General features: G+C 67.4%; 17 protein-coding genes. 9 read left to right on the top strand and 8 right to left on the bottom strand.

The window, feature by feature from the left end:
• Positions 1-162: 162 nt before the first annotated feature.
• Complete coding sequence (locus F3087_RS01520; RefSeq protein WP_150399940.1) at positions 163-1035, top strand: NERD domain-containing protein; 873 nt, start codon at positions 163-165, stop codon at positions 1033-1035.
• 3 nt (positions 1036-1038) lie between these two features.
• On the opposite strand, the gene F3087_RS01515 is transcribed toward F3087_RS01520, so the two are convergent.
• From F3087_RS01515 to urtA, 6 genes are all read right to left on the bottom strand, one after another.
• Complete coding sequence (locus F3087_RS01515) at positions 1039-1743, bottom strand: GntR family transcriptional regulator (protein WP_150399939.1); 705 nt, start codon at positions 1741-1743, stop codon at positions 1039-1041.
• Positions 1744-1753: 10 nt separating this feature from the next.
• Positions 1754-2446, bottom strand: a complete 693-nt coding sequence (gene urtE, locus F3087_RS01510; protein ID WP_150399938.1) for an urea ABC transporter ATP-binding subunit UrtE — start codon at positions 2444-2446, stop codon at positions 1754-1756.
• Complete coding sequence (urtD, locus tag F3087_RS01505) at positions 2446-3273, bottom strand: urea ABC transporter ATP-binding protein UrtD (protein ID WP_150399937.1); 828 nt, start codon at positions 3271-3273, stop codon at positions 2446-2448. Before urtD ends, urtE begins: the two co-directional genes overlap by 1 nt.
• Positions 3270-4418 carry an urea ABC transporter permease subunit UrtC gene (gene urtC / locus F3087_RS01500; RefSeq protein WP_150399936.1) on the bottom strand — a complete coding sequence of 383 codons (1149 nt, stop codon included), beginning with the start codon at positions 4416-4418 and terminating at the stop codon, positions 3270-3272. The genes urtD and urtC overlap by 4 nt, the downstream gene beginning before the upstream one ends.
• Positions 4415-5299: an urea ABC transporter permease subunit UrtB gene (urtB, locus tag F3087_RS01495; protein WP_150399935.1), complete on the bottom strand. Its 885-nt coding sequence runs from the start codon at positions 5297-5299 to the stop codon at positions 4415-4417. The genes urtC and urtB overlap by 4 nt, the downstream gene beginning before the upstream one ends.
• A 72-nt stretch (positions 5300-5371) precedes the next feature.
• Positions 5372-6610 carry an urea ABC transporter substrate-binding protein gene (gene urtA / locus F3087_RS01490; RefSeq protein WP_150400840.1) on the bottom strand — a complete coding sequence of 413 codons (1239 nt, stop codon included), beginning with the start codon at positions 6608-6610 and terminating at the stop codon, positions 5372-5374.
• 369 nt (positions 6611-6979) lie between these two features.
• Here urtA and F3087_RS01485 point away from each other — a divergent pair, with 369 nt between their 5' ends.
• Entirely contained in the window at positions 6980-8806 is a 1827-nt protein-coding gene (locus tag F3087_RS01485) for an acyl-CoA dehydrogenase (protein ID WP_150399934.1), read from the top strand.
• Positions 8807-8817: 11 nt separating this feature from the next.
• On the opposite strand, the gene F3087_RS01480 is transcribed toward F3087_RS01485, so the two are convergent.
• Positions 8818-9663: a TetR/AcrR family transcriptional regulator gene (locus F3087_RS01480; protein WP_223884765.1), complete on the bottom strand. Its 846-nt coding sequence runs from the start codon at positions 9661-9663 to the stop codon at positions 8818-8820.
• A 75-nt stretch (positions 9664-9738) separates the two neighbouring features.
• Here F3087_RS01480 and F3087_RS01475 point away from each other — a divergent pair, with 75 nt between their 5' ends.
• Complete coding sequence (locus F3087_RS01475) at positions 9739-10974, top strand: MFS transporter (protein WP_150399933.1); 1236 nt, start codon at positions 9739-9741, stop codon at positions 10972-10974.
• An 85-nt stretch (positions 10975-11059) separates the two neighbouring features.
• On the opposite strand, the gene ramB is transcribed toward F3087_RS01475, so the two are convergent.
• Positions 11060-12466 carry an acetate metabolism transcriptional regulator RamB gene (gene ramB, locus F3087_RS01470; protein WP_150399932.1) on the bottom strand — a complete coding sequence of 469 codons (1407 nt, stop codon included), beginning with the start codon at positions 12464-12466 and terminating at the stop codon, positions 11060-11062.
• 93 nt (positions 12467-12559) lie between these two features.
• On the opposite strand from ramB, the gene F3087_RS01465 reads away from it, so the two are divergent.
• From F3087_RS01465 to F3087_RS01440, 6 genes are all read left to right on the top strand, one after another.
• Positions 12560-14071, top strand: coding sequence for an ATP-dependent DNA ligase (locus F3087_RS01465; RefSeq protein ID WP_150399931.1), 1512 nt, complete (start codon positions 12560-12562; stop codon positions 14069-14071).
• 197 nt (positions 14072-14268) lie between these two features.
• Complete coding sequence (locus F3087_RS01460; protein WP_150400838.1) at positions 14269-15504, top strand: lipase family protein; 1236 nt, start codon at positions 14269-14271, stop codon at positions 15502-15504.
• Between the two features lie 112 nt (positions 15505-15616).
• A complete protein-coding gene (locus F3087_RS01455) occupies positions 15617-16882 on the top strand; it encodes an inorganic phosphate transporter (RefSeq protein ID WP_223884764.1) in 1266 nt (421 codons plus the stop codon).
• Positions 16883-16893: 11 nt separating this feature from the next.
• Complete coding sequence (locus F3087_RS01450; protein ID WP_150399930.1) at positions 16894-17178, top strand: hypothetical protein; 285 nt, start codon at positions 16894-16896, stop codon at positions 17176-17178.
• Positions 17179-17188: 10 nt separating this feature from the next.
• Entirely contained in the window at positions 17189-17524 is a 336-nt protein-coding gene (locus tag F3087_RS01445) for a DUF3349 domain-containing protein (protein WP_150399929.1), read from the top strand.
• Positions 17525-17542: 18 nt separating this feature from the next.
• On the top strand, positions 17543-17857 hold the full coding sequence (locus F3087_RS01440; RefSeq protein WP_150399928.1) for a DUF3349 domain-containing protein: 315 nt from the start codon (positions 17543-17545) through the stop codon (positions 17855-17857).
• Positions 17858-18022: the final 165 nt, after the last annotated feature.

The following is an 18022-nucleotide window of genomic DNA, read 5'->3' as shown; positions in this document are numbered from 1 at the left end:
GTGAGGGGGTGAGCGGCCGGGCGGTACCGGGCCGAGCCGTCAGCCTACCGGCGAGTACTTCCCGGATCGAGGGCTGTCGTCAATTGCCCGCGCACCCTGGGGATTACCCCGTTACGATCGAACTGCCCGTCCTGACGACGCGGAGAGGCGGACGAGCTCGACATGCTGGTGAGGGTCAAGCCCGGGGCACAACTCTCGGGTGCTGAACAAGAGTTCGTCGAATGCCTGCGTTCCTATCCGTCGGCGGCCCTCGCCATGATCGACGTGCCGGTCGGCGACCGGCGCATCGATGCGGTGATCTGGACGCCGCGCGGGCTGACGGTGCTCGAGGTCAAGGGCTTCCGGCGCAGGCAGAGCGGCATTCTGAGCATCGCCGCGGACGGTCCGTGGAAGATCAGCGATGCCGACGCGGACCTGGACGAGCCGTCCGGCAGCCCGTCGGATCGGCTGGAACACGGCATCTCGGCGGTGAAGACCGCGCTCGAGCGGGCGCTGATCGACCCGGGGCACGTGTGCGGCGCCGTCGCGCTGATCCCGTTCCGCGGCGCGGTGGTGCGGCCGTCGCGCACCAACCTGCGACCGGGGCTGGACGTCGTCGTCGGTAACGTCGCCGACGCCACCGAGCTGCGCATCTATCTCGAGAGCTTCTCCGCCGGACCACGGAAGTGGACCGCCGACCGGGTGATCGGGGACTGCAACGCGCTCGGCCTCGCCGAACTGACGCCGTCCCGCGCGGACCTGGTCGGCGCCGGGTTCGAGCAGGTGGCGCAGGAGTCGCCGAGCGTCATCGCGCGCCCGCCCAAACCGCGCGTCGAACCGACCCCGGGTGTCGCGACGAAGAAGCACTCGTACGCGGGGTGGGCCGTGGTCGCGCTCGCCGTCGTCGGGATGATCGCGGTGATCGGGGTGATCGCGAACTCGCTGGTGCACGACTCCTCGCATCCGACGCCGCAGCAAACCAGCACGACCAGCCCGACCCCCTCGCCGCCCGCCTACCAGCCGAAGCAGTGCTGGCCGTTCCAACAGGACTGCTGAGGTTCAATCGCGCACGGCCCGAGCCAGTTTCGTGAGTTCGAGCGCGCGCTGGGCACGGGCCAGGACATGCGCGCGGGAGATGTCGATGTGCGTGATGAGGGTGTGCAGCGCGCCTTTCACGTTGCCGGACAGGAGTTGTTCGGCGATCGCGATGTGCTCGGCGGTCATGGTGGCGATGCGATCCGGGGTCGGCACGTCCAGGGTGCGGACCGGGCGCACCCGGCTGTGCACCGCGGTAAGCGCTTCTGCCAGTGCGGTATTGCCGGCTGCGGTCAGCAAGGTCGTGTGGAACCGCTCGTCGGCGACCAGCGCGGGACCGGGTTCCGGTGGGTTGTCGCGCAAGGTGCGCCAGGTGTCCAGCTCGGCCCGGATCAGGTCGAGATCGTGTGCGGGCCGTGCTGTTTCGGGCGCATCGGTACTCACCCGCTGAATGCCTCTGGCCTCCAAGACGATTCGCAGCTCGTAGAGATGGTCGAGTTCGTCGAGTCGCGGCCGGTACGGATAGAGACCGTCGGATCGTCGCTCGATCAGCCCATCGGCCTGTAATCGAGCGAGCGCCTCGCGGACCGGGGTGCGCGACACCCCGTAGATCTCCGCGAGCCGTTCCTCGCCGAGCCGTTCGGTCGGCACGAAGATGCCGGTGGCCAGATCCCGGCGTAGCGAGTGATACACGCGCTCGCTCAACGGGATCCGCCCCCGGCGCGGCATGGTGGTCAGCTCAGATCGCCATCGCCGAGCGGACCGCGGTCTCCGCACCCGCGCCGCCCTCGCCGGTGGAGGTGACCCGGCCGGACGCCAGGATGTAATAGCGCTGCGCCGCCTGCAGCGCGAAGCCGATGTGCTGCTCCACCAACAGCACGCTCAACCCGCCGCGCTGAGTCAAATCGATGATGGTGCGCTCGATTTCGGCGACCACCGACGGCTGGATGCCCTCGGTCGGTTCGTCGAGGATGAGCAGCTTCGGCTCGGTGATCAGCGCCCGGGCGATCGCCAGTTGCTGGCGCTGCCCGCCGGAGAGCAGACCGGCCTTGCGGCCCAGCAGTTCTCGCAGCGCGGGGAACAGATCCAGGGATTCGTCGATCAGCGCCTTGCCGCGCTTGCGCCCGTCCGCCACCACCTGCAGGTTCTCCGCGGTGGTCAGCTGCGGGAAACTCTGTTGTCCCTGCGGCACATACGCGAGACCGCGCCGCACCCGCCGCGACGGCGACAGCTTGGTGATCGGCTCCCCGTCGAACTCGATCTGCCCCGACTTGGTGCCGATCAACCCGACCGCGGTGCGCAACAGCGTGGTCTTGCCCGCGCCGTTGTGCCCCATGATGGCGACCACGCTGTCGTCCGGAACCGTCACCGACACACCGTGAATCACCTCGGTGCGGCCGTAACCGGAGTGGATATCGATGAGCTCGAGCATCAGACGGACTCCTTCACGGTTGTTTCGTCTTCGAGGGCCGTGCCGATCGCCGCGGCCGTGCCGAGGTAGACCTCCTGCACCTTCGGATCCGCCTGCACCTGTTCGACGGTGCCCTCGCTCAGCACCTTGCCGCCGGCCAGCACGGTCACCGAGCTGGCGAACGAACGCATGAAGTCCATGTCGTGCTCGACCACGACGACGATGCGTTCGCCGCCGATGCGGCGCAACAGGTTTCCGGTCTCCTCGCGTTCTTCGGCGCTCATGCCGGCCACCGGCTCGTCGAGCAGCAGCACCGACGCGTTCTGCACCAGCAGCATGCCGATCTCCAGCCACTGCTTCTGGCCGTGTGCGAGCACCCCGGCGGGCTTGTCCCGCAGATCGCCGAGACCGGTGATCTCCAGCGCCTCCTCGATGCCGGGCAGCACCGATTTACGCCGGCGCAGCATGGTGAGTGCCGACCGTCCGGCACCGGCGGCGATGTCGAGATTCTGCAGGACGCTGAGCTGTTCGAAGACGCTCGCCGTCTGGAACGTGCGGCCGATGCCGAGCCGGGCGATCTGGTGCACCTTCTTGCCGAGCAGTTCGACGCCGGTCTTCTGCGCCGATCCGCTGGCCGGGACCAAGCCGGTGATCGCGTCGATGAGCGTCGTCTTCCCGGCGCCGTTCGGGCCGATCAGAAAGCGCAGATCGCCTTGCAGCACGGTGATGTCGACCTCGGTCACCGCCTTGAAGCCGTCGAAACTCACGCTGAGACCGCGCATTTCGAGGTACTCGCTCGACATTCCGGCATTGCCGCCGAGTTTCGGCTCTGGTGTGGTCGTGCTCATCGGGATTCCACCTTCTCCGGCTCGATCTCGGGCTGCGGTTCGACCACGACCGACGCGGGCGCGGTCGGCGTGGCACGACGGAATCTGCTGTCCAGGAAGCCCTTCAACATCGGCCACACGCCCGCCAGCCCGGCCGGGATGAAGCCGATCACCACGATGAACAGCACGCCTTGCAGATAGGTCCAGCCGGACGGGAACTCCTCGGAGAACGCCGTCTGCGCCCAGGCCACGCCGATCGCGCCCAGCACCGGGCCGAGCAGGGTGGTCCGGCCGCCGATCGCGACGCCGATGAGGAACGCGATGGACGGCACCACGCCGATGTCGGCGGGGGAGATGATGCCGACGATCGGGGTGAACAACGCGCCGGCGATGCCCGCGAAGAACGCCGCGACCACGTAGGCGATGATCTTGACGTTGGCCGGGTCGTACCCGAGGAAGCGCACCCGCTCCTCCTGATCCCGCACCGCCACCAGCAATTCGCCGTACCGGCTGCGCATCAGCTGGCGCACCAGCGCGACCACCACCAGCAGCGTGCCCGCCGCGATGAAGAACAGCATCTTCCGGTTCGCCGGATCGGACAGCTTGAACCCGAAGAAGGCGCGGAAGTCCGACAGCCCGGTGAAACCGCCGATGGCCTGCTGACCGGTCAGCAGGATGGCCAGCGCCGCCGCCAGCGCCTGACTGAGGATGGCGAAATAAGCGCCCTTGACCCGCCGCTTGAACACCCCGTACCCGAGCACCGCCGCGACCAGCGCGGGCAGCACCAGAATCCCGAGCAGCGCCACCGGCCCGGACGCGAAAGGCCGCCAGAACGAGGGCAATTCGCGAATCCCGGAGATCTCCATGAACTCCGGCACATCATTCCCGAGCCGCGCCGCATCGGCCATCTGCAGATGCATCGCCATGATGTAAGCGCCGATCCCGAAGAACACCCCCTGCCCCAGCGTCAGCATTCCGCCACGCCCCCAAGCCAATCCGATGCCCACCGCGACGATCGCGAAGCACAGGAACTTGGCCAGCAGGTTCAGCCGGAAGTCGCTGAGCGCGGCCGGCGCGACCGCGAACAACAGGATCGCGGCGACGCCGAAACCGCCCAGCGCGGTCAGGGTCGAGTGTGCGCGCCACCGTTCTACCAGCGTGGTCATGCCAAACTCCTTGTGCGAACGGTGAACAGGCCCTGCGGGCGAACCTGCAGGAAGATGACGATCACGACGAACACGATGACCTTCGCGATCGAGGCGGTGGTCGAGTATTCGATGTAGGAGTTGAGCAGGCCGAGCGCGAACGCCGCGATCACCGTGCCCTTGATCTGGCCGAGGCCGCCGATCACCACCACGAGGAAGGCGTCGATCAGATAGCTCTGCCCGATGGTCGGGCTGGTCGAGCCGATCAGCGTGAGCGCGACCCCGGCCACGCCGGCCAGGCCCGAGCCGATGAAGAACGTGCTGATGTCGGTGAAACGACTTGATACTCCGCTGGTTTCAGCGAGCCCCCGGTTCTGCACGACGGCCCGGATGCGCCGCCCCATGGGCGTCGTCTTCATCACCGTGGCCAGCGTGATCACCGCGGCCACCGCGAGCACCAGGATGAAGATCCGGCTCTTCGGCACCACCGCGCCCAGGATGGTGACGCCGCCGCTGAGCCATTCCGGCGCAACAACATTCTTCGCCGGTGCGCCGAAAATATCCCGGGCCAGCTGTTGCAACACCAGCCCGACACCGAAGGTGACCAGCAGGGTGTCCAGCGGCCGGTCGTACATCCAGCGGATCAACCCCATCTCCAGCGCCGCGCCGAGCAGGCCACCCACCAGGAAACCGATCAGCAACGACACCACCAGCGAGACACCCGCCGACGAAATGAACTTCTGCACAACATAAGTCGTGTAGCACCCGGCCATGATGAACTCGCCGTGCGCCATATTGATCACGCCCATCTGACCGAAGGTCAACGACAGGCCGAGCGCGGCGAGCAACAGAATTGATCCCAGACTCAACCCGGTGAAGAGCTGGCCGATCACGACGTCCATACGGACTCCTCGGATATCGGGCCGGTGTGGGGTGGCCGGGAAATCCCGGCCACCCCACACCGATCGGGCGAATTACTTGAGGCCCTTGGCCCATTCGTAGGACTTGAGGTACGGGTCCGGCGTGACCGCCTTGCCCGAGTCCCACACCGTGTAGATGAGCCCGTCCGGCCGGATCTCACCGATCCGCGCGGTCTTGGTGATGTGATGGTTCGACCCGTCGACGGTCACCAGACCCTCGGGCGCCTCGAACGTCACGCCATCGGCCGCGGCCTGAATGTCGGCCACCGCGAACGACTTTGCCTTCTCCACCGTGTTCTTCCACAGGTAGACCGAGGCGTACGCGGCCTCCATCGGATCCGAGGTCGGCTTGTCCGCGCCGAACGCGGCCTTGTAGTCGGCGACGAACTTCTTGTTCACCGGGGTGTCCACGGTCTGGTAGTAATTCCACGCGGTCAGCTGCCCGGCGATGTTCTGCGCGCCGATGCCCGCGACCTCTTCCTCCGCGATGGACACCGAAACCACCGGCATCTCAGCGGCTTTCAGGCCGGCATTGGTGTACTCACGGAAGAACGCCACGTTCGAGTCGCCGTTGAGCGTGTTGAAGACCGCGCCCGCCTTGGCGGTGCGCACCTTGTTCACGATGGTGGAGAAGTCGGTCGAGCCGAGCGGGGTGTAGTCCTCGCCCTTGATCTCGATGCCGTTGGCCTTCGCGTACGCCTTGATCTCGCGGTTGGCGGTCTGCGGGAAGACGTAGTCGGAGCCGACCAGGTAGAGGGACGTGATGCCCTTCTGCTTCAGGTAATCCAGCGCCGGAATGATCTGCTGGTTGGTGGTCGCGCCGGTGTAGAAGATGTTCTTGCTGTCCTCCAGGCCCTCGTACTGCACCGGGTAGTAGAGCAGCGAGTTCAGGCTCTCGAACTTCGGCTTCATCGCCTTGCGGCTCGACGAGGTCCAGCCGCCGAACACCGCCGCGACGCAGTCGGAGCTGATCAGCTTCTCGGCCTTCTCCGCGAAGGTCTTCGGGTCCGACGCGCCGTCCTCGAGCACCAGCTCGATCTTCTTGCCGAGCACCCCGCCCGCGGCGTTGATCTGATCGACCGCCAGCTTGGTCGAGTTGGCCACGGTGACCTCGGAAATGGCCATCGTGCCGGACAGCGAGTGCAGCGATCCGACCTTGATCGAGTCCTTCGACGTGTCCACGCAGGAGGTGGCGTTCGAGCCGGTGGTCGTTGCGTCGTCCTTGGCGCCGCAGGCGGTCAGCAACAAACCGGCGAGCGCTACTGCGGTGGGTACCGCCATCACCTTGACCATGCGCCGGGAGCGGTGTCGATGGATGGCACGGGAATCTGACATGGGGCGGGACCCTTCTCACTTCATCAGGTAATTCGGCGGCACGACGTGCACCGCGGCGAACACCTCCGCCTTTGCCCCGGTCAAAGCTGTCGACCGGGATGTATACAGGCGGTGTATTCGTGGTGCGAACGTTAGACAGAAGTTGTTGCGCCGGAATATCTCTCGGTGACGAGTCCGTTGCCTGTGTTTCGGCCGTGTGAACCTTTGCGGTTACCGGCTGGTGAACCTCGGTGAGGTGGCGGCGAGCCTACGGTTGCGTAGCGTCGCCGCGGTACGGCAGGCTGCGTTTGTACATCGTCAAAACGGCCGAAACCTGGGAGGACCGTCGTGGGTCACTACAAGGCGAACGTGCGTGACATCGAATTCAACCTCTTCGAGGTGTTCGGGCTGGACAAGCTGCTCGACACGGGCGCCTACGGTGATCTCGACTCCGATACCGTGCGCGAGATCCTGGCCGAGGTGAAGCGGCTGGCCGAGGGGCCGATCGCGGAGTCCTTCGCCGCGGCCGATCGCGATCCGGTGGCGTTCGTGCCGGACACCTTCTCGGTCACGGTGCCGGACGCGCTGCGCAAGACCATCACGGCGGTGCACGACGCCGACTGGAGCAGGCTCGGGCTGCCGGAGGGCATGGGCGGCACGCCCGCGCCCGCCGCGGTGGTGTGGGCGGTCCAGGAGATGATCATGTGCGCCAATCCGGCGGCGAGCTTCTTCAACATGGGCCCGGTGATGGCCGCGGTGCTCTACAACGTCGGCAACGAGCAGCAGAAGCACTGGGCCACCGAGGGATACGAACGCGGCTGGCAGGGCACCATGGTGCTGACCGAGCCGGACGCCGGCTCCGATGTCGGCGCAGGCCGCACCAAGGCGGTCGAACAGCCCGACGGCACCTGGCACATCGAGGGCATCAAGCGCTTCATCTCCGGCGGCGACGTCGGCGACACCGCGGAAAACATGTTCCACCTGGTGCTCGCCCGCCCCGAGGGCGCGGGCCCCGGCACCAAGGGCCTGTCGCTGTTCTACGTGCCGAAGTTCCTCTTCGATGCCGAGACGCTGGAGCTCGGCGCGCGCAACGGCGTGTTCGCGACCAATCTCGAGCACAAGATGGGCCTGAAGTCCTCGCCCACCTGTGAGCTGACCTTCGGCGGCGACGTGCCCGCGGTCGGCTGGCTGGTCGGCGACGTGCACAACGGCATCGCGCAGATGTTCCAGGTGATCGAGAACGCGCGCATGGTGGTCGGCATCAAGTCCACCGGCACGCTGTCCACCGGGTATCTGACCGCGCTCGACTACGCCAAGGAGCGGGTGCAGGGCGCCGATCTGACCCAGATGACCGACAAGGCCGCGCCGCGGGTGCCGATCACCCGGCATCCCGATGTGCGGCGCAGCCTGGCCTTGCAGAAGGCGTACGCCGAGGGCCTGCGCGCGGTGTATCTGTACACCGCGGCGCATCAGAATCCCGATGTGGCGCAGCTGGTTTCGGGTGCCGACGCCGATCTGGCGCACCGGGTCGACGATTTGCTGCTGCCGATCGTCAAGGGCGTCGGTTCGGAGCGGGCCTACGAGTACCTGACGGAATCGCTGCAAACACTGGGTGGTTCGGGTTATCTGCAGGACTACCCGATCGAGCAGTACATCCGGGACGCGAAGATCGACTCGCTGTACGAGGGCACGACCGCCATCCAGGCGCAGGACTTCTTCTTCCGCAAGATCATTCGGGACAAGGGGGTGGCGATCGGGCACGTCACCGGGCAGATCGCCGCGTTCCTGGACACCAAGAGCGGGCGCTTCGAGACCGAACGTGAGCTGCTGCGTACGGCTTTGGGCGAGGTGCAGGCCATGGCGGCGACCTTGACCGGCTATCTGATGGCGGGCCAGCAGGATCCGGCCGAGCTGTACAAGGTCGGCCTCGGTTCGGTGCGCTTCCTGCTCTCGGTCGGCGACCTGCTCATCGGCTGGCGGTTGCTGGTGCAGGCGGAGATCGCGGCCGCCGCGCTGGCCGCCGACGCACCGGCGAAGGAACGGCCGTTCTATACCGGAAAGGTCGCTGCCGCAAGCTTCTTCGCGAAGAACGTGCTGCCGCAGCTGACCGCGAACACGGCGATCATCGCCGCGATCGACAACGACATCATGAAGCTGGACGAAGCGGCTTTCTGAGCCGGGGGGAGCTAGTCGGCGAGCAGTTTGAGTACCACGGGGCGAGACAGCGTGCCCGAGACATCGCGGGCGAGCTGGTTGGCGCTGGTGCCTTCGGCGTGGGCCTCGCGCAGGGCGGCGGCGAGTTCGTCGCGGGCCGCGTCGGCTGCTGCCTGCGCGTCGCGGAGGCGTTGCGCGGCCCTGTCGACCGCGGTACCGGGGTCGACAAGCCCAGTGGTCAATGCATTGACCGGTTCGGCTGCTTGCGTCGGCGACGACCCGCGCCGCTGGTAGGCCTGCGGCAGATTCGCCATCGCCGCCTTGGCGAATTCCTGCATGAACTCGCGGGTCGCGGCCTTGTCCTCGGCGGCGTTGCCGAGCAGCAGCCGGGTGGTCTGCGGTACGGCCAGACTCCAGTTGGACATGCCGCACAGCGCGAGCAGCAATCGCCCGGCGTACTGCGCGTCGATGCCGAATTGTTCGATGGCCCGGTCGAATTTCTGCTCGTAGTGCTGGGCGCGCCAGCCGTCGATGTCGTGCGCGTCGACGCCGCGGTGCAGGCCCTCCCACAGCAGCAGGCGCAGCAGTTGCGGGTGGTTGTTGTGGTAGTCGAACAGCTTGCCGATGTAGCGGCCCGGATCGGTCTCGGTCAACGGCTGGACCACGTCCAGGAACTCGCGCATGGTGTCGATCAGGATGACGTCGAACAGCTTGTCCTTGCTGCCGAACAGGCCGTAGATGCGTTCCTTGTTCACCCCGGCGGCCTCGGCGATGCGGTCGACCCGCGCGCCGGCCAGGCCGTATTCGGCGAATTCGTCCCGCGCGGCACGCAAGAGCGCCTGCTTGGTCGCGTCGCTGCGTTTGATCGTGGCCGTCATGGTCGAGATTTTACCATCTGTTTAAACCAACTATTTGGTTGACAATCGATCTCTCCCGGTCCTACTGTCGTCCTCATGGCTACGCCGACACTTCCGCTCACGACCGGTACTCCGGCCGCCGCGCCCGCCCTGGGCGTCCCCTCGCGCGCCCACACCGCGCGTACCGTGCCCGTCTTCGTGCTGGCCGCACTGCTCGCGACCGGCCAGATGTATGTGCCGATTCCCCTGTTCGCGGCCATGAAATCGGACTGGAACGTCGGCTCGGGCGTGATGACCTGGATCATCAGCGCGTTCGCCTTCGGCTACGCGGGCGGGTTCGTGCTGTTCGGCCCGCTGTCGGACCGCTACGGACACCGCCGGGTGCTGATGACCGGCATGCTCGTCGCCGCGGTGGTCACCCTGTTGACCGGTCTGGCGTTCAGCGCGCCGATCGCGGTCGCCCTGCGGATTGTGCAGGGCCTCGTCGTCGGTTCCATTCCGCCCGCGATCATGGCCTATGTCGCCACCCGGATCACGCCCGCACACCGGGCCGTGGCGACCATGTCGGTGGCCACCTCGTTCCTGGCCGCGACGGTGATCGCGCAGATCGTCTCGCAGGCGGTGGTCGCTTCGTTCCCGTGGCGCACCATGTTCATCGGTTCCGCGATCGTCTTCGCGGTGCTCGCGGTCGTGCTGCGCCGGGTGATGCTCGAGGACGTCCCGACCGGGCGTGATCTGCCGCTGCGGCACAGCTACGCCGCGATTCCCGCGGTGCTGCGCATCCGCCCGCTGCTGCCGATGCTGGTCGCGGGTTCGATGAGCATGGCGGTCATGGTCGGCGTCTACACCGGTCTCGAACTCACCGGCGTGGTCAAGGGTTCCGGCGAACTGCTCGCCCTGCGGGCGGGCGCGCTCCCGGTGATGGTGGCGCTGCCGCTGCTGGCCATCCCGCTGGCCCGGTTGACCAAGCACTACCAGATCATGCTCGGCGTCCTGGTCGCCGCGGCGGCGATGGTGGCGGCCACCTTCGAGGGCTCGCACCTGGCGGTTCTGACCATCCTGCTCGCGGTGCTGGTCGGCGGCCTCGGCGTGATCGGTCCCGCCGTCCTGCAGAGCGCGGGCGAACTCGGCGGCGAATCCCGCGCCGCCGCAATGTCGGTCGCGATGTTCAGCTTCTACGTGGGTGCCACGGTGGGCCCGCTGGTCGCGGCAGCCGCTGCCCCGCACGGCTTCTCGGCTCTGGCCTGGACGCTGGCCGCGCTGCTGGTCCTCGCGCTGGCCATGACCCTGGTCGGTCTGCGGGTTCAGCGGCGGGCACTGGCCCTCGCGTAGCGGCCGCACCCGCTCAACGGCGAAGGCCGACATCGCGATCCGGCGATGTCGGCCTTTTGCCTGTTGTCCCGCAACAGCTTCGGGACTACTTCAGCACGTACGGCGAGACCGAGCTGCGGTGCTCGCTGATATCGAGAACCTTGCCGAGGGGCGGGAACGCCCGCTGCGGGCAGTTGAGTCGTTCGCAGACCCGGCACCCGGCCCCGATGGGCGTGGGCTGGACCTCGTCGAGATCGATACCGTCGGCGTAGATCACCCGGCCGGCGTGCCGGAGCTCGCAACCGAGGCCGATGGCGAAGGTCTTGCTCGGCTGGCCATAGCGGGTGGCGCGGCGCTCCACGGTGCGGGCGACCCACAGGTACTTGCGTCCGTCGGGCATCTGGGCGATCTGCGTCATGATCTTGCCGGGGTAGGCGAAGGTCTCGTAGACGTTCCACAGCGGACAGGTGCCGCCGCTGGCGGAGAAGTGGAAACCGGTGGCGGACTGGCGTTTCGACATGTTCCCTGCCCGGTCCACCCGGACGAAGGAGAACGGCACGCCGCGCAGCTTGGGTCGCTGCAAGGTCGAAAGCCGATGGCAGATGGTCTCGTAACTCTGGGTGAAGAATGCCGAGAGCCGCTCGATGTCGTAGCGGAAGTCCTCGGCCACCTCGTGAAAGTGCGTGTAGGGCAGCACGGTTGCCGCTGCGAAGTAGTTCGCCAGGCCGAGCATGGCCAGCTTGCGGGTGTCCTCGGAGGCGAAATTGCCCTCCTCGACCAGCTTTTCGAGCAGCTCGCCGCATTCGAAGTAGGCGAGCTCGGCGGCGAGCTTGAAGGTGCGCTGACCACCGGAGAGGTGCGGTGCGATCTCCAGTCGCTGGGTGTCCTCGTCGTAGCGGTGCAGCACGCCCTCGCCGAGGTCGATGCGCTCCACGATCCGCACGTCGTGCGCGCGCAGGATCCGCGCCACCTCGCTGTTCACGTCGCCGCCGTGGAATCGGATGCGCGCGGTGAGTTCCTCTGCGGCGGTGTCCAATTCGTGGATGTAGTTCTGCCGCTGATAGAAGAAGTCGCGCACCTCCTCGTGCGGCTTGCTGATCGCCGCGCTGCCCGAACCGTCGGCGAAGCGGTCCTCGGTGGCCGCGGCCAGCTGGGCCGAGGTGTTGCGGTAGCGGTTGTGCATGTTGACCAGCGCGCGCGCCATGCTCGGGTGCGCGGACACCATGTCCGCGATCTCCTGGGTATCGGCCTCGATGCCCAGCTCCTGGTCCATCACGACCTCTTGGAGTTCGGCGATGAGCCGGGTGTCGTCCTGGGAGGAGAAGAAGGTCGCGTCGACCCCGAACACCTCACTGATCCGCAGCAGCACCGCAACGGTGAGCGGGCGCACGTCGTGTTCGATCTGATTGAGGTAGCTCGCCGAGATCTCCAGCTTCTGGGCGAGTGAGACCTGGCTCAGCCCCCGTTCGGTCCGCAGCTGACGAAGCCGCGCCCCGACGTAAGTCTTGGCCATGCGTCCAGTTTATGGGCGTTTTCGCAACCGTGCCAATGGGTAATTAGCAGTTCTGCTGAGCTTTGTGTCACAGGTAGACGTTACCGTCGACGCGTGTTGTTCTCGCATGTCGTCCAGGCTTCGGAGACGGTTCGCGCGACCAGGTCACGCAAGACGAAGATCGCCACCTTCGCCGAGCTGTTGACCGCCGCCGCGCCGGACGAACTCGTGCCGGTCGTCGCCTGGGCATCCGGTGAGCTACGGCAGGGCCGGATCGGCGCCGGCTGGCGCACCCTCGCTGCCGTGGACACTACCCCGGCACCCGTTGCGACGCTGACGGTTTCGGCGGTCGACTCCGCACTGACCGAACTGGGCGAGACCTCCGGCACCGGTTCGACGGCCCGGCGCAAGGCGTTGCTCGCCACGCTGTGGACCGCCGCGACCGCGGACGAACAGGCCTTTCTGTTGCGTCTGCTGACCGGTGAACTGCGGCAGGGGGCGCTCACCGCGATCGTCATGGAGGCCGTCGCGGTGGCCGCCGACGTGCCCGCCGACCTGGTGCGCCGGGCCTACATGCTGTCCGGGCGGCTGCCGGTGACCGCGATCGCCGCGCTGACCGGCGGCGTCGCGGCGCTCGCCGAGTTCAGGCTGGAGGTGGGCCGGCCGATCCAGCCGATGCTCGCCTCGCCCGGCGCGACGCTGGACGAGGCGCTCACCGAGTTCGACGGGGACGTGAGCGTCGAGATCAAGATGGACGGCGCCCGGATCCAGGTGCATCGCGACGGCCCGCGGGTGTGGGTGTTCACCAGGACGCTGCGCGATATCACCGCGAGCGTGCCGGAACTGGTCGAGCTGGTCGCCGGGCTCGACTGCACCAGCGTGGTGCTCGACGGGGAAACCCTGGCGCTCACCGATGCCGGACGGCCGCGCCCGTTCCAGGAGACGATGAGCCGCTTCGCCGAGGTGAGTTCCACCCGGGAACTGTTGCTACATCCGTATTTCTTCGACTGCCTACACCTGGACGGCGTGGACCTGCTCGACGCCCCGCTGTCCGAACGCCGCGCCGCGCTCACGAAAGTGGCAGCTGCCCAGAGCATTCCGGCCCTGATCCGCCCGGACGAGGAAGCCGCCGCCGAATACTTCGACGGTGCGCTCGCCGCGGGCCACGAGGGGGTGATGATCAAGTCGCTGTCCGCGCCCTACGCGGCGGGCCGGCGCGGCCGGTCCTGGCAGAAGATCAAACCGACGCACACCCTCGACCTGCTGGTCCTCGGAGCCGAATGGGGTTACGGCCGCCGCACCGGCTACCTGTCCAACCTGCACCTCGGCGCCCGCGACCCGGAAACCGGCGAGCCGGTCATGGTCGGTAAGACCTTCAAGGGTCTCACCGACGCGCTACTGCACTGGCAGACAGCCGAATTCCCGCGCCACGAACGCGCGCGTGACGAGCAGACCGTCTACCTGTGGCCGGAACTCGTCGTCGAGATCGCCCTCGACGGCGTGCAGGTCAGCCCGCGCTACCCCGGCGGCGTCGCGCTGCGCTTCGCCCGCGTGGTCCGCTACCGGCCCGACAAGGAACCGCGCGAAGCCGACACCATCGACGCAGTCCGCGCTCTCCTCCCTTAGCCGTTCCCGAGCTTCGCCGCCGCGTCCGGTTGCCGGCGACTCGCGGCAGTCTGGGCGATGTCCAGCGGTAGCGGGCCTGCGGTGCGACGATTGTCGTGCCACTGCAAGTCAGGGCTCCTCAGGGGTGAAGGGGCGAGCCAGACTGCACTGGGTTCGGCAGGCATCTGCTTCGGGATCGGGGAAGACGGTTGGGTTCAATGGTGTGGCGGCTGCGCGCGATGGCGCTGGCCGCGGTCGTGGCGGTCAGCGCGGTGCTCGGCACCTTGGCGCACGCGAATCCGATCGACGACCTGCTCTTCCCGTCCCGCGAGATCGCCGACGCCATGCCGACGCCGCTGGGTGACCCGTTCTACACGCCGCCGGCCGGCTTCGAAACCCTGCCTCCGGGAACGGTTCTCGCCTCGCGTCCCGGCGGTACCGGCGTCACCGGGGTGCCGTTGATCTCGACCGAGCTGCTGATCCGGTCGAACGATGCCAAGGGCAAGCCCGTCCCGGTGGTCGCCACGCTGCTCATGCCGGCCACGCCGTGGACCGGTGCGGGACCGCGTCCGCTGGTGGCCTTGAATCCGGCGATCGACTCGCTCGGGAACCAGTGCGCGCCGTCCTATGAGCTGCGCATGGTGTCGAGCAAGCTGTGGATGGCGCAGATCCCGCTGACCAAGGGTTTCGCGGTGCTGGTGCCGGATCATCAAGGGCCACGTCAGGCGTACGCGGCCGGACTGATGGCGGGCCACGCGGTACTCGATTCGATTCGGGCCACTGTTCGGACCCCGGAACTCGGTTTGCAGCCCGAAGCGCCGACCGCGATCACCGGTTATTCCGGTGGCGCCATCGCCTCGGCCTGGGCCGCGCAGCTGGCGCCGCAGTACGCGCCGGAATTGAATCTCGTCGGTGTCGCCTTCGGCGGCGTGCCCGCCGATTTCGAGATGCTGCTGCACACCATGAACGGCAAGCCCTTCGCCTCCGGCATCTTTCTCGCCGCTACCTTGGGCATGGCGCGGGAGTATCCGGAGATGCTCGGCCTGATGAACGACAACGGCTGGCGGCTCGCGCGCATCGGCAAAGACTTCTGCATGGCGCACGAGGAGACCGTCGGGATCGTCGCGCCGATTCCGGTGCAGGCGCTGACCGACGTGCCCGCGCCGACCGAGCTGCCGATGATTCGGGACATTTTGGCGGAGAACCGGCTCGGTGCGCTGCCGCCGACCATCCCGGTGTTCATGTACCACGGCCTGAACGAATGGTGGGTGCCGCTGGCCGGCGCCGAGAACCTCTATCAGGACTGGTGCCGAGGCGGTACCCAGGTAGATTTTCAGGTATATCTCGGTGAACATTTCATCGTCAGCACCAGCGGAATTCCGGGTTCCTACGCCTGGATCGAAGATCGATTTGCCGGTAAACCGGTGCCGCAGGGCTGCACTCGATTCGGCTGATAGATGACCGATCCGGGCCGATAGAGGACAGGGTCCAACTTAACGCATCGGCGACGCGCGGTGAACCGCAACCACCTGGCAATCCTATTGACCTGTGCCGCACACTGGACACGTGACCGTCGAATTATTGGTTCTCCTGATCGTCATCGTCACGGCACTCGCATTCGATTTCACCAACGGCTTCCATGACACCGCGAACGCCATGGCGACCTCCATCGCCACCGGCGCGCTGCGGCCACGGGTCGCGGTGGCGCTATCGGCGGTGCTGAATCTGGTCGGCGCATTTCTCTCCGTCGCCGTGGCCGCCACCGTGGCCAAGGGCATCGTCCGGCTGGACGCGGTGCAGGGCCACGACCTGTTGATCATCGTGTTCGCCGGTCTGGTCGGCGGCATCCTCTGGAACTTGCTCACCTGGCTGTTCGGCCTGCCGTCGAGTTCCTCGCACGCACTGTTCGGCGGCCTGATCGGCGCCACCCTGGCCGCGCTCGGCTTCAGCGGCGTGATCTGGGCGGCCGGCTCGGACGGCGTGCTGACCAAGATCATCCTGCCCGCCGTGCTCGCCCCGATCGTGGCGGCGCTGGTGTCGGCGCTGGGCACCTGGCTGGTCTACCGGATCACCAAGAAGTCCGATCCGGAGAAGGTGGAGACCGGCTTCCGCTGGGGTCAGATCGGCTCGGCCTCGCTGGTCTCGCTGGCGCACGGCACCAACGACGCGCAGAAGACCATGGGCGTCATCTTCCTGGCCCTGGTCGCGCACGGCACGCTCACCAAGAACGCCGAGATGCCGATCTGGGTGATGGCCGCGTGTGCGATCGCCATCGCCGCGGGCACCTACCTCGGCGGCTGGCGGATCATCCGTACCCTCGGCAAGGGCCTGGTGGAGATCGAATCGCCGCAGGGCCTGGCGGCCGAAACCGCGTCGGCGGCCATCATTCTCAGCTCCGCGCACTTCGGGCTGCCGCTGTCCACCACGCAGACCGCGACCGGTTCCATTCTCGGCACCGGGCTCGGCAAGGGCGCCGAGGTGCGCTGGGGCGTGATGGGCCGCATGGTCGTCGCCTGGATGCTCACCCTGCCGCTCGCCGGTCTGGCCGGCGCGGCCTGCTGGGCGATCGCGCACTTCATCGGCGGTCTGCCGGGTGTGCTCGTGGTGTTCGCGATCCTGCTCGGGCTGTCCGGGCTGATGTATGCGCGGTCGCGGCGGGATCCGGTCGACACCAACAATGTCAACGAATGGCCGGACGACACGCCGGGTGGCCCGGACGCGGTTGTTAAGCCGGACAGCGCGGCGCGCGCCGATGGTGCAGAATCCGGCACACCGGACAGCGCGGGCGTGACCGCGGAGCCGGGGCAGTCGACCCGGTCGGCGCAGGTTTAGGAGGAGTAGACGTGCATACGCTCATCACGAATCTGAACGCGCTGTGGAAGGTCATGCTCGCCGGGCTGGTGCTCGGCGCCGGGCTGCCCCTGGTGTTCGCGGTCGGCGTCCGGTTCTGGTCCACGGGCGACTCCGTGACCGCGGACGGCCGCGTCACCCAGCGCAACTACCCCGCGCTCGCCGTCGCGGTATTGTGCTTCGGGCTGATCATCGCGGCGATCGTGACCGGGATCCTGTACACGGCAAAGGCTTTCATCGCCGCCAGGTTCGGCATTCACCTGTTCGGACAGTCCTGAAGGGCGCAATGTGACCGATCAAGCGAAATCCGCAGAGCTCCGGCCCAACGTCCTGGGCCGGATCATCGGCTGGCTGCGCGCCGGCTACCCGCAGGGCATCCCGCATTCGGATTATGTGGCGCTGTTCGCGGTGCTGCACCGGCACCTCACCGATTTCGAGGTGGTCGCGATCGCCGAGGAGCTGGCGGCGGAGAACCCGGACAGCGCGATCACCCGCACCGAGATCGAGGACGCCATCGCGCGGGTCGCGAAGGAGCAGCCGGCCGACACCGACGTCGCCAGGGTGGCCTCCCACCTCGCGGCCGGCGGCTGGCCACTGGCCACCCCACCGGCCGACGTCGACTAGCCCGAGACGCGTTCACCGATGCCCCCCTTCTTGAACGCCATCATCGACTGGCTGCGGGCCGGATATCCGGACGGTGTCCCGGAATCCGACTACATCCCGCTGCTCGCCCTCCTGCGCCGCCGCCTCTCCGACGACGAGGTCCGCCAAATCGCCGCCGAACTAGCCGCCACCGGCGACCTCCCCGCCGACAAAACCGACATCCAAGTAATGATCACCAAGATCACCAACGAAATGCCCTCGGAGACAGACGTTCTCCGCGTACAAACGCGCCTGGAAGCCCACGCCTGGCCCCAGGACGGCCCGTCCCCGGAAGACCCAGCAGCGGACGCCTGAACGGGACATGATTGCGCAGAAGTGCGAGTGGGCCCACCATGGTGTCCCGTTCGCTGATGGTCTGCCTCGTCGACGGGACCTGGCTGCGGCGAAAGTCGAGTGGCGGCGCTGTGGTGTCCCGTTCGGCCAGCGGTGGGTGGGTGAGCGGGACATGGTTGTGGCGAA

This window comes from Nocardia colli, from assembly GCF_008704205.1.
GTDB classification, from domain to species: Bacteria; Actinomycetota; Actinomycetes; order Mycobacteriales; family Mycobacteriaceae; genus Nocardia; species Nocardia colli.
The sequence above is the reverse complement of the archived record's forward strand: the minus strand, read 5'-3'. Positions and strand labels throughout refer to the sequence as shown.

Coding starts and splice junctions, on each gene's coding strand:
- F3087_RS01460 (WP_150400838.1), top strand. CDS start 14,269: ATGGTGTGGCGGCTGCGCGCGATGGCGCTGGCCGCGGTCGTGGCGGTC.
- urtB (WP_150399935.1), bottom strand. CDS start 5,299: ATGGACGTCGTGATCGGCCAGCTCTTCACCGGGTTGAGTCTGGGATCA.
- ramB (WP_150399932.1), bottom strand. CDS start 12,466: ATGGCCAAGACTTACGTCGGGGCGCGGCTTCGTCAGCTGCGGACCGAA.
- urtD (WP_150399937.1), bottom strand. CDS start 3,273: ATGAGCACGACCACACCAGAGCCGAAACTCGGCGGCAATGCCGGAATG.
- F3087_RS01520 (WP_150399940.1), top strand. CDS start 163: ATGCTGGTGAGGGTCAAGCCCGGGGCACAACTCTCGGGTGCTGAACAA.
- F3087_RS01515 (WP_150399939.1), bottom strand. CDS start 1,743: ATGCCGCGCCGGGGGCGGATCCCGTTGAGCGAGCGCGTGTATCACTCG.
- F3087_RS01475 (WP_150399933.1), top strand. CDS start 9,739: ATGGCTACGCCGACACTTCCGCTCACGACCGGTACTCCGGCCGCCGCG.
- F3087_RS01480 (WP_223884765.1), bottom strand. CDS start 9,663: ATGACGGCCACGATCAAACGCAGCGACGCGACCAAGCAGGCGCTCTTG.
- F3087_RS01440 (WP_150399928.1), top strand. CDS start 17,543: ATGCCCCCCTTCTTGAACGCCATCATCGACTGGCTGCGGGCCGGATAT.
- urtE (WP_150399938.1), bottom strand. CDS start 2,446: ATGCTCGAGCTCATCGATATCCACTCCGGTTACGGCCGCACCGAGGTG.
- urtC (WP_150399936.1), bottom strand. CDS start 4,418: ATGACCACGCTGGTAGAACGGTGGCGCGCACACTCGACCCTGACCGCG.
- urtA (WP_150400840.1), bottom strand. CDS start 6,610: ATGGTCAAGGTGATGGCGGTACCCACCGCAGTAGCGCTCGCCGGTTTG.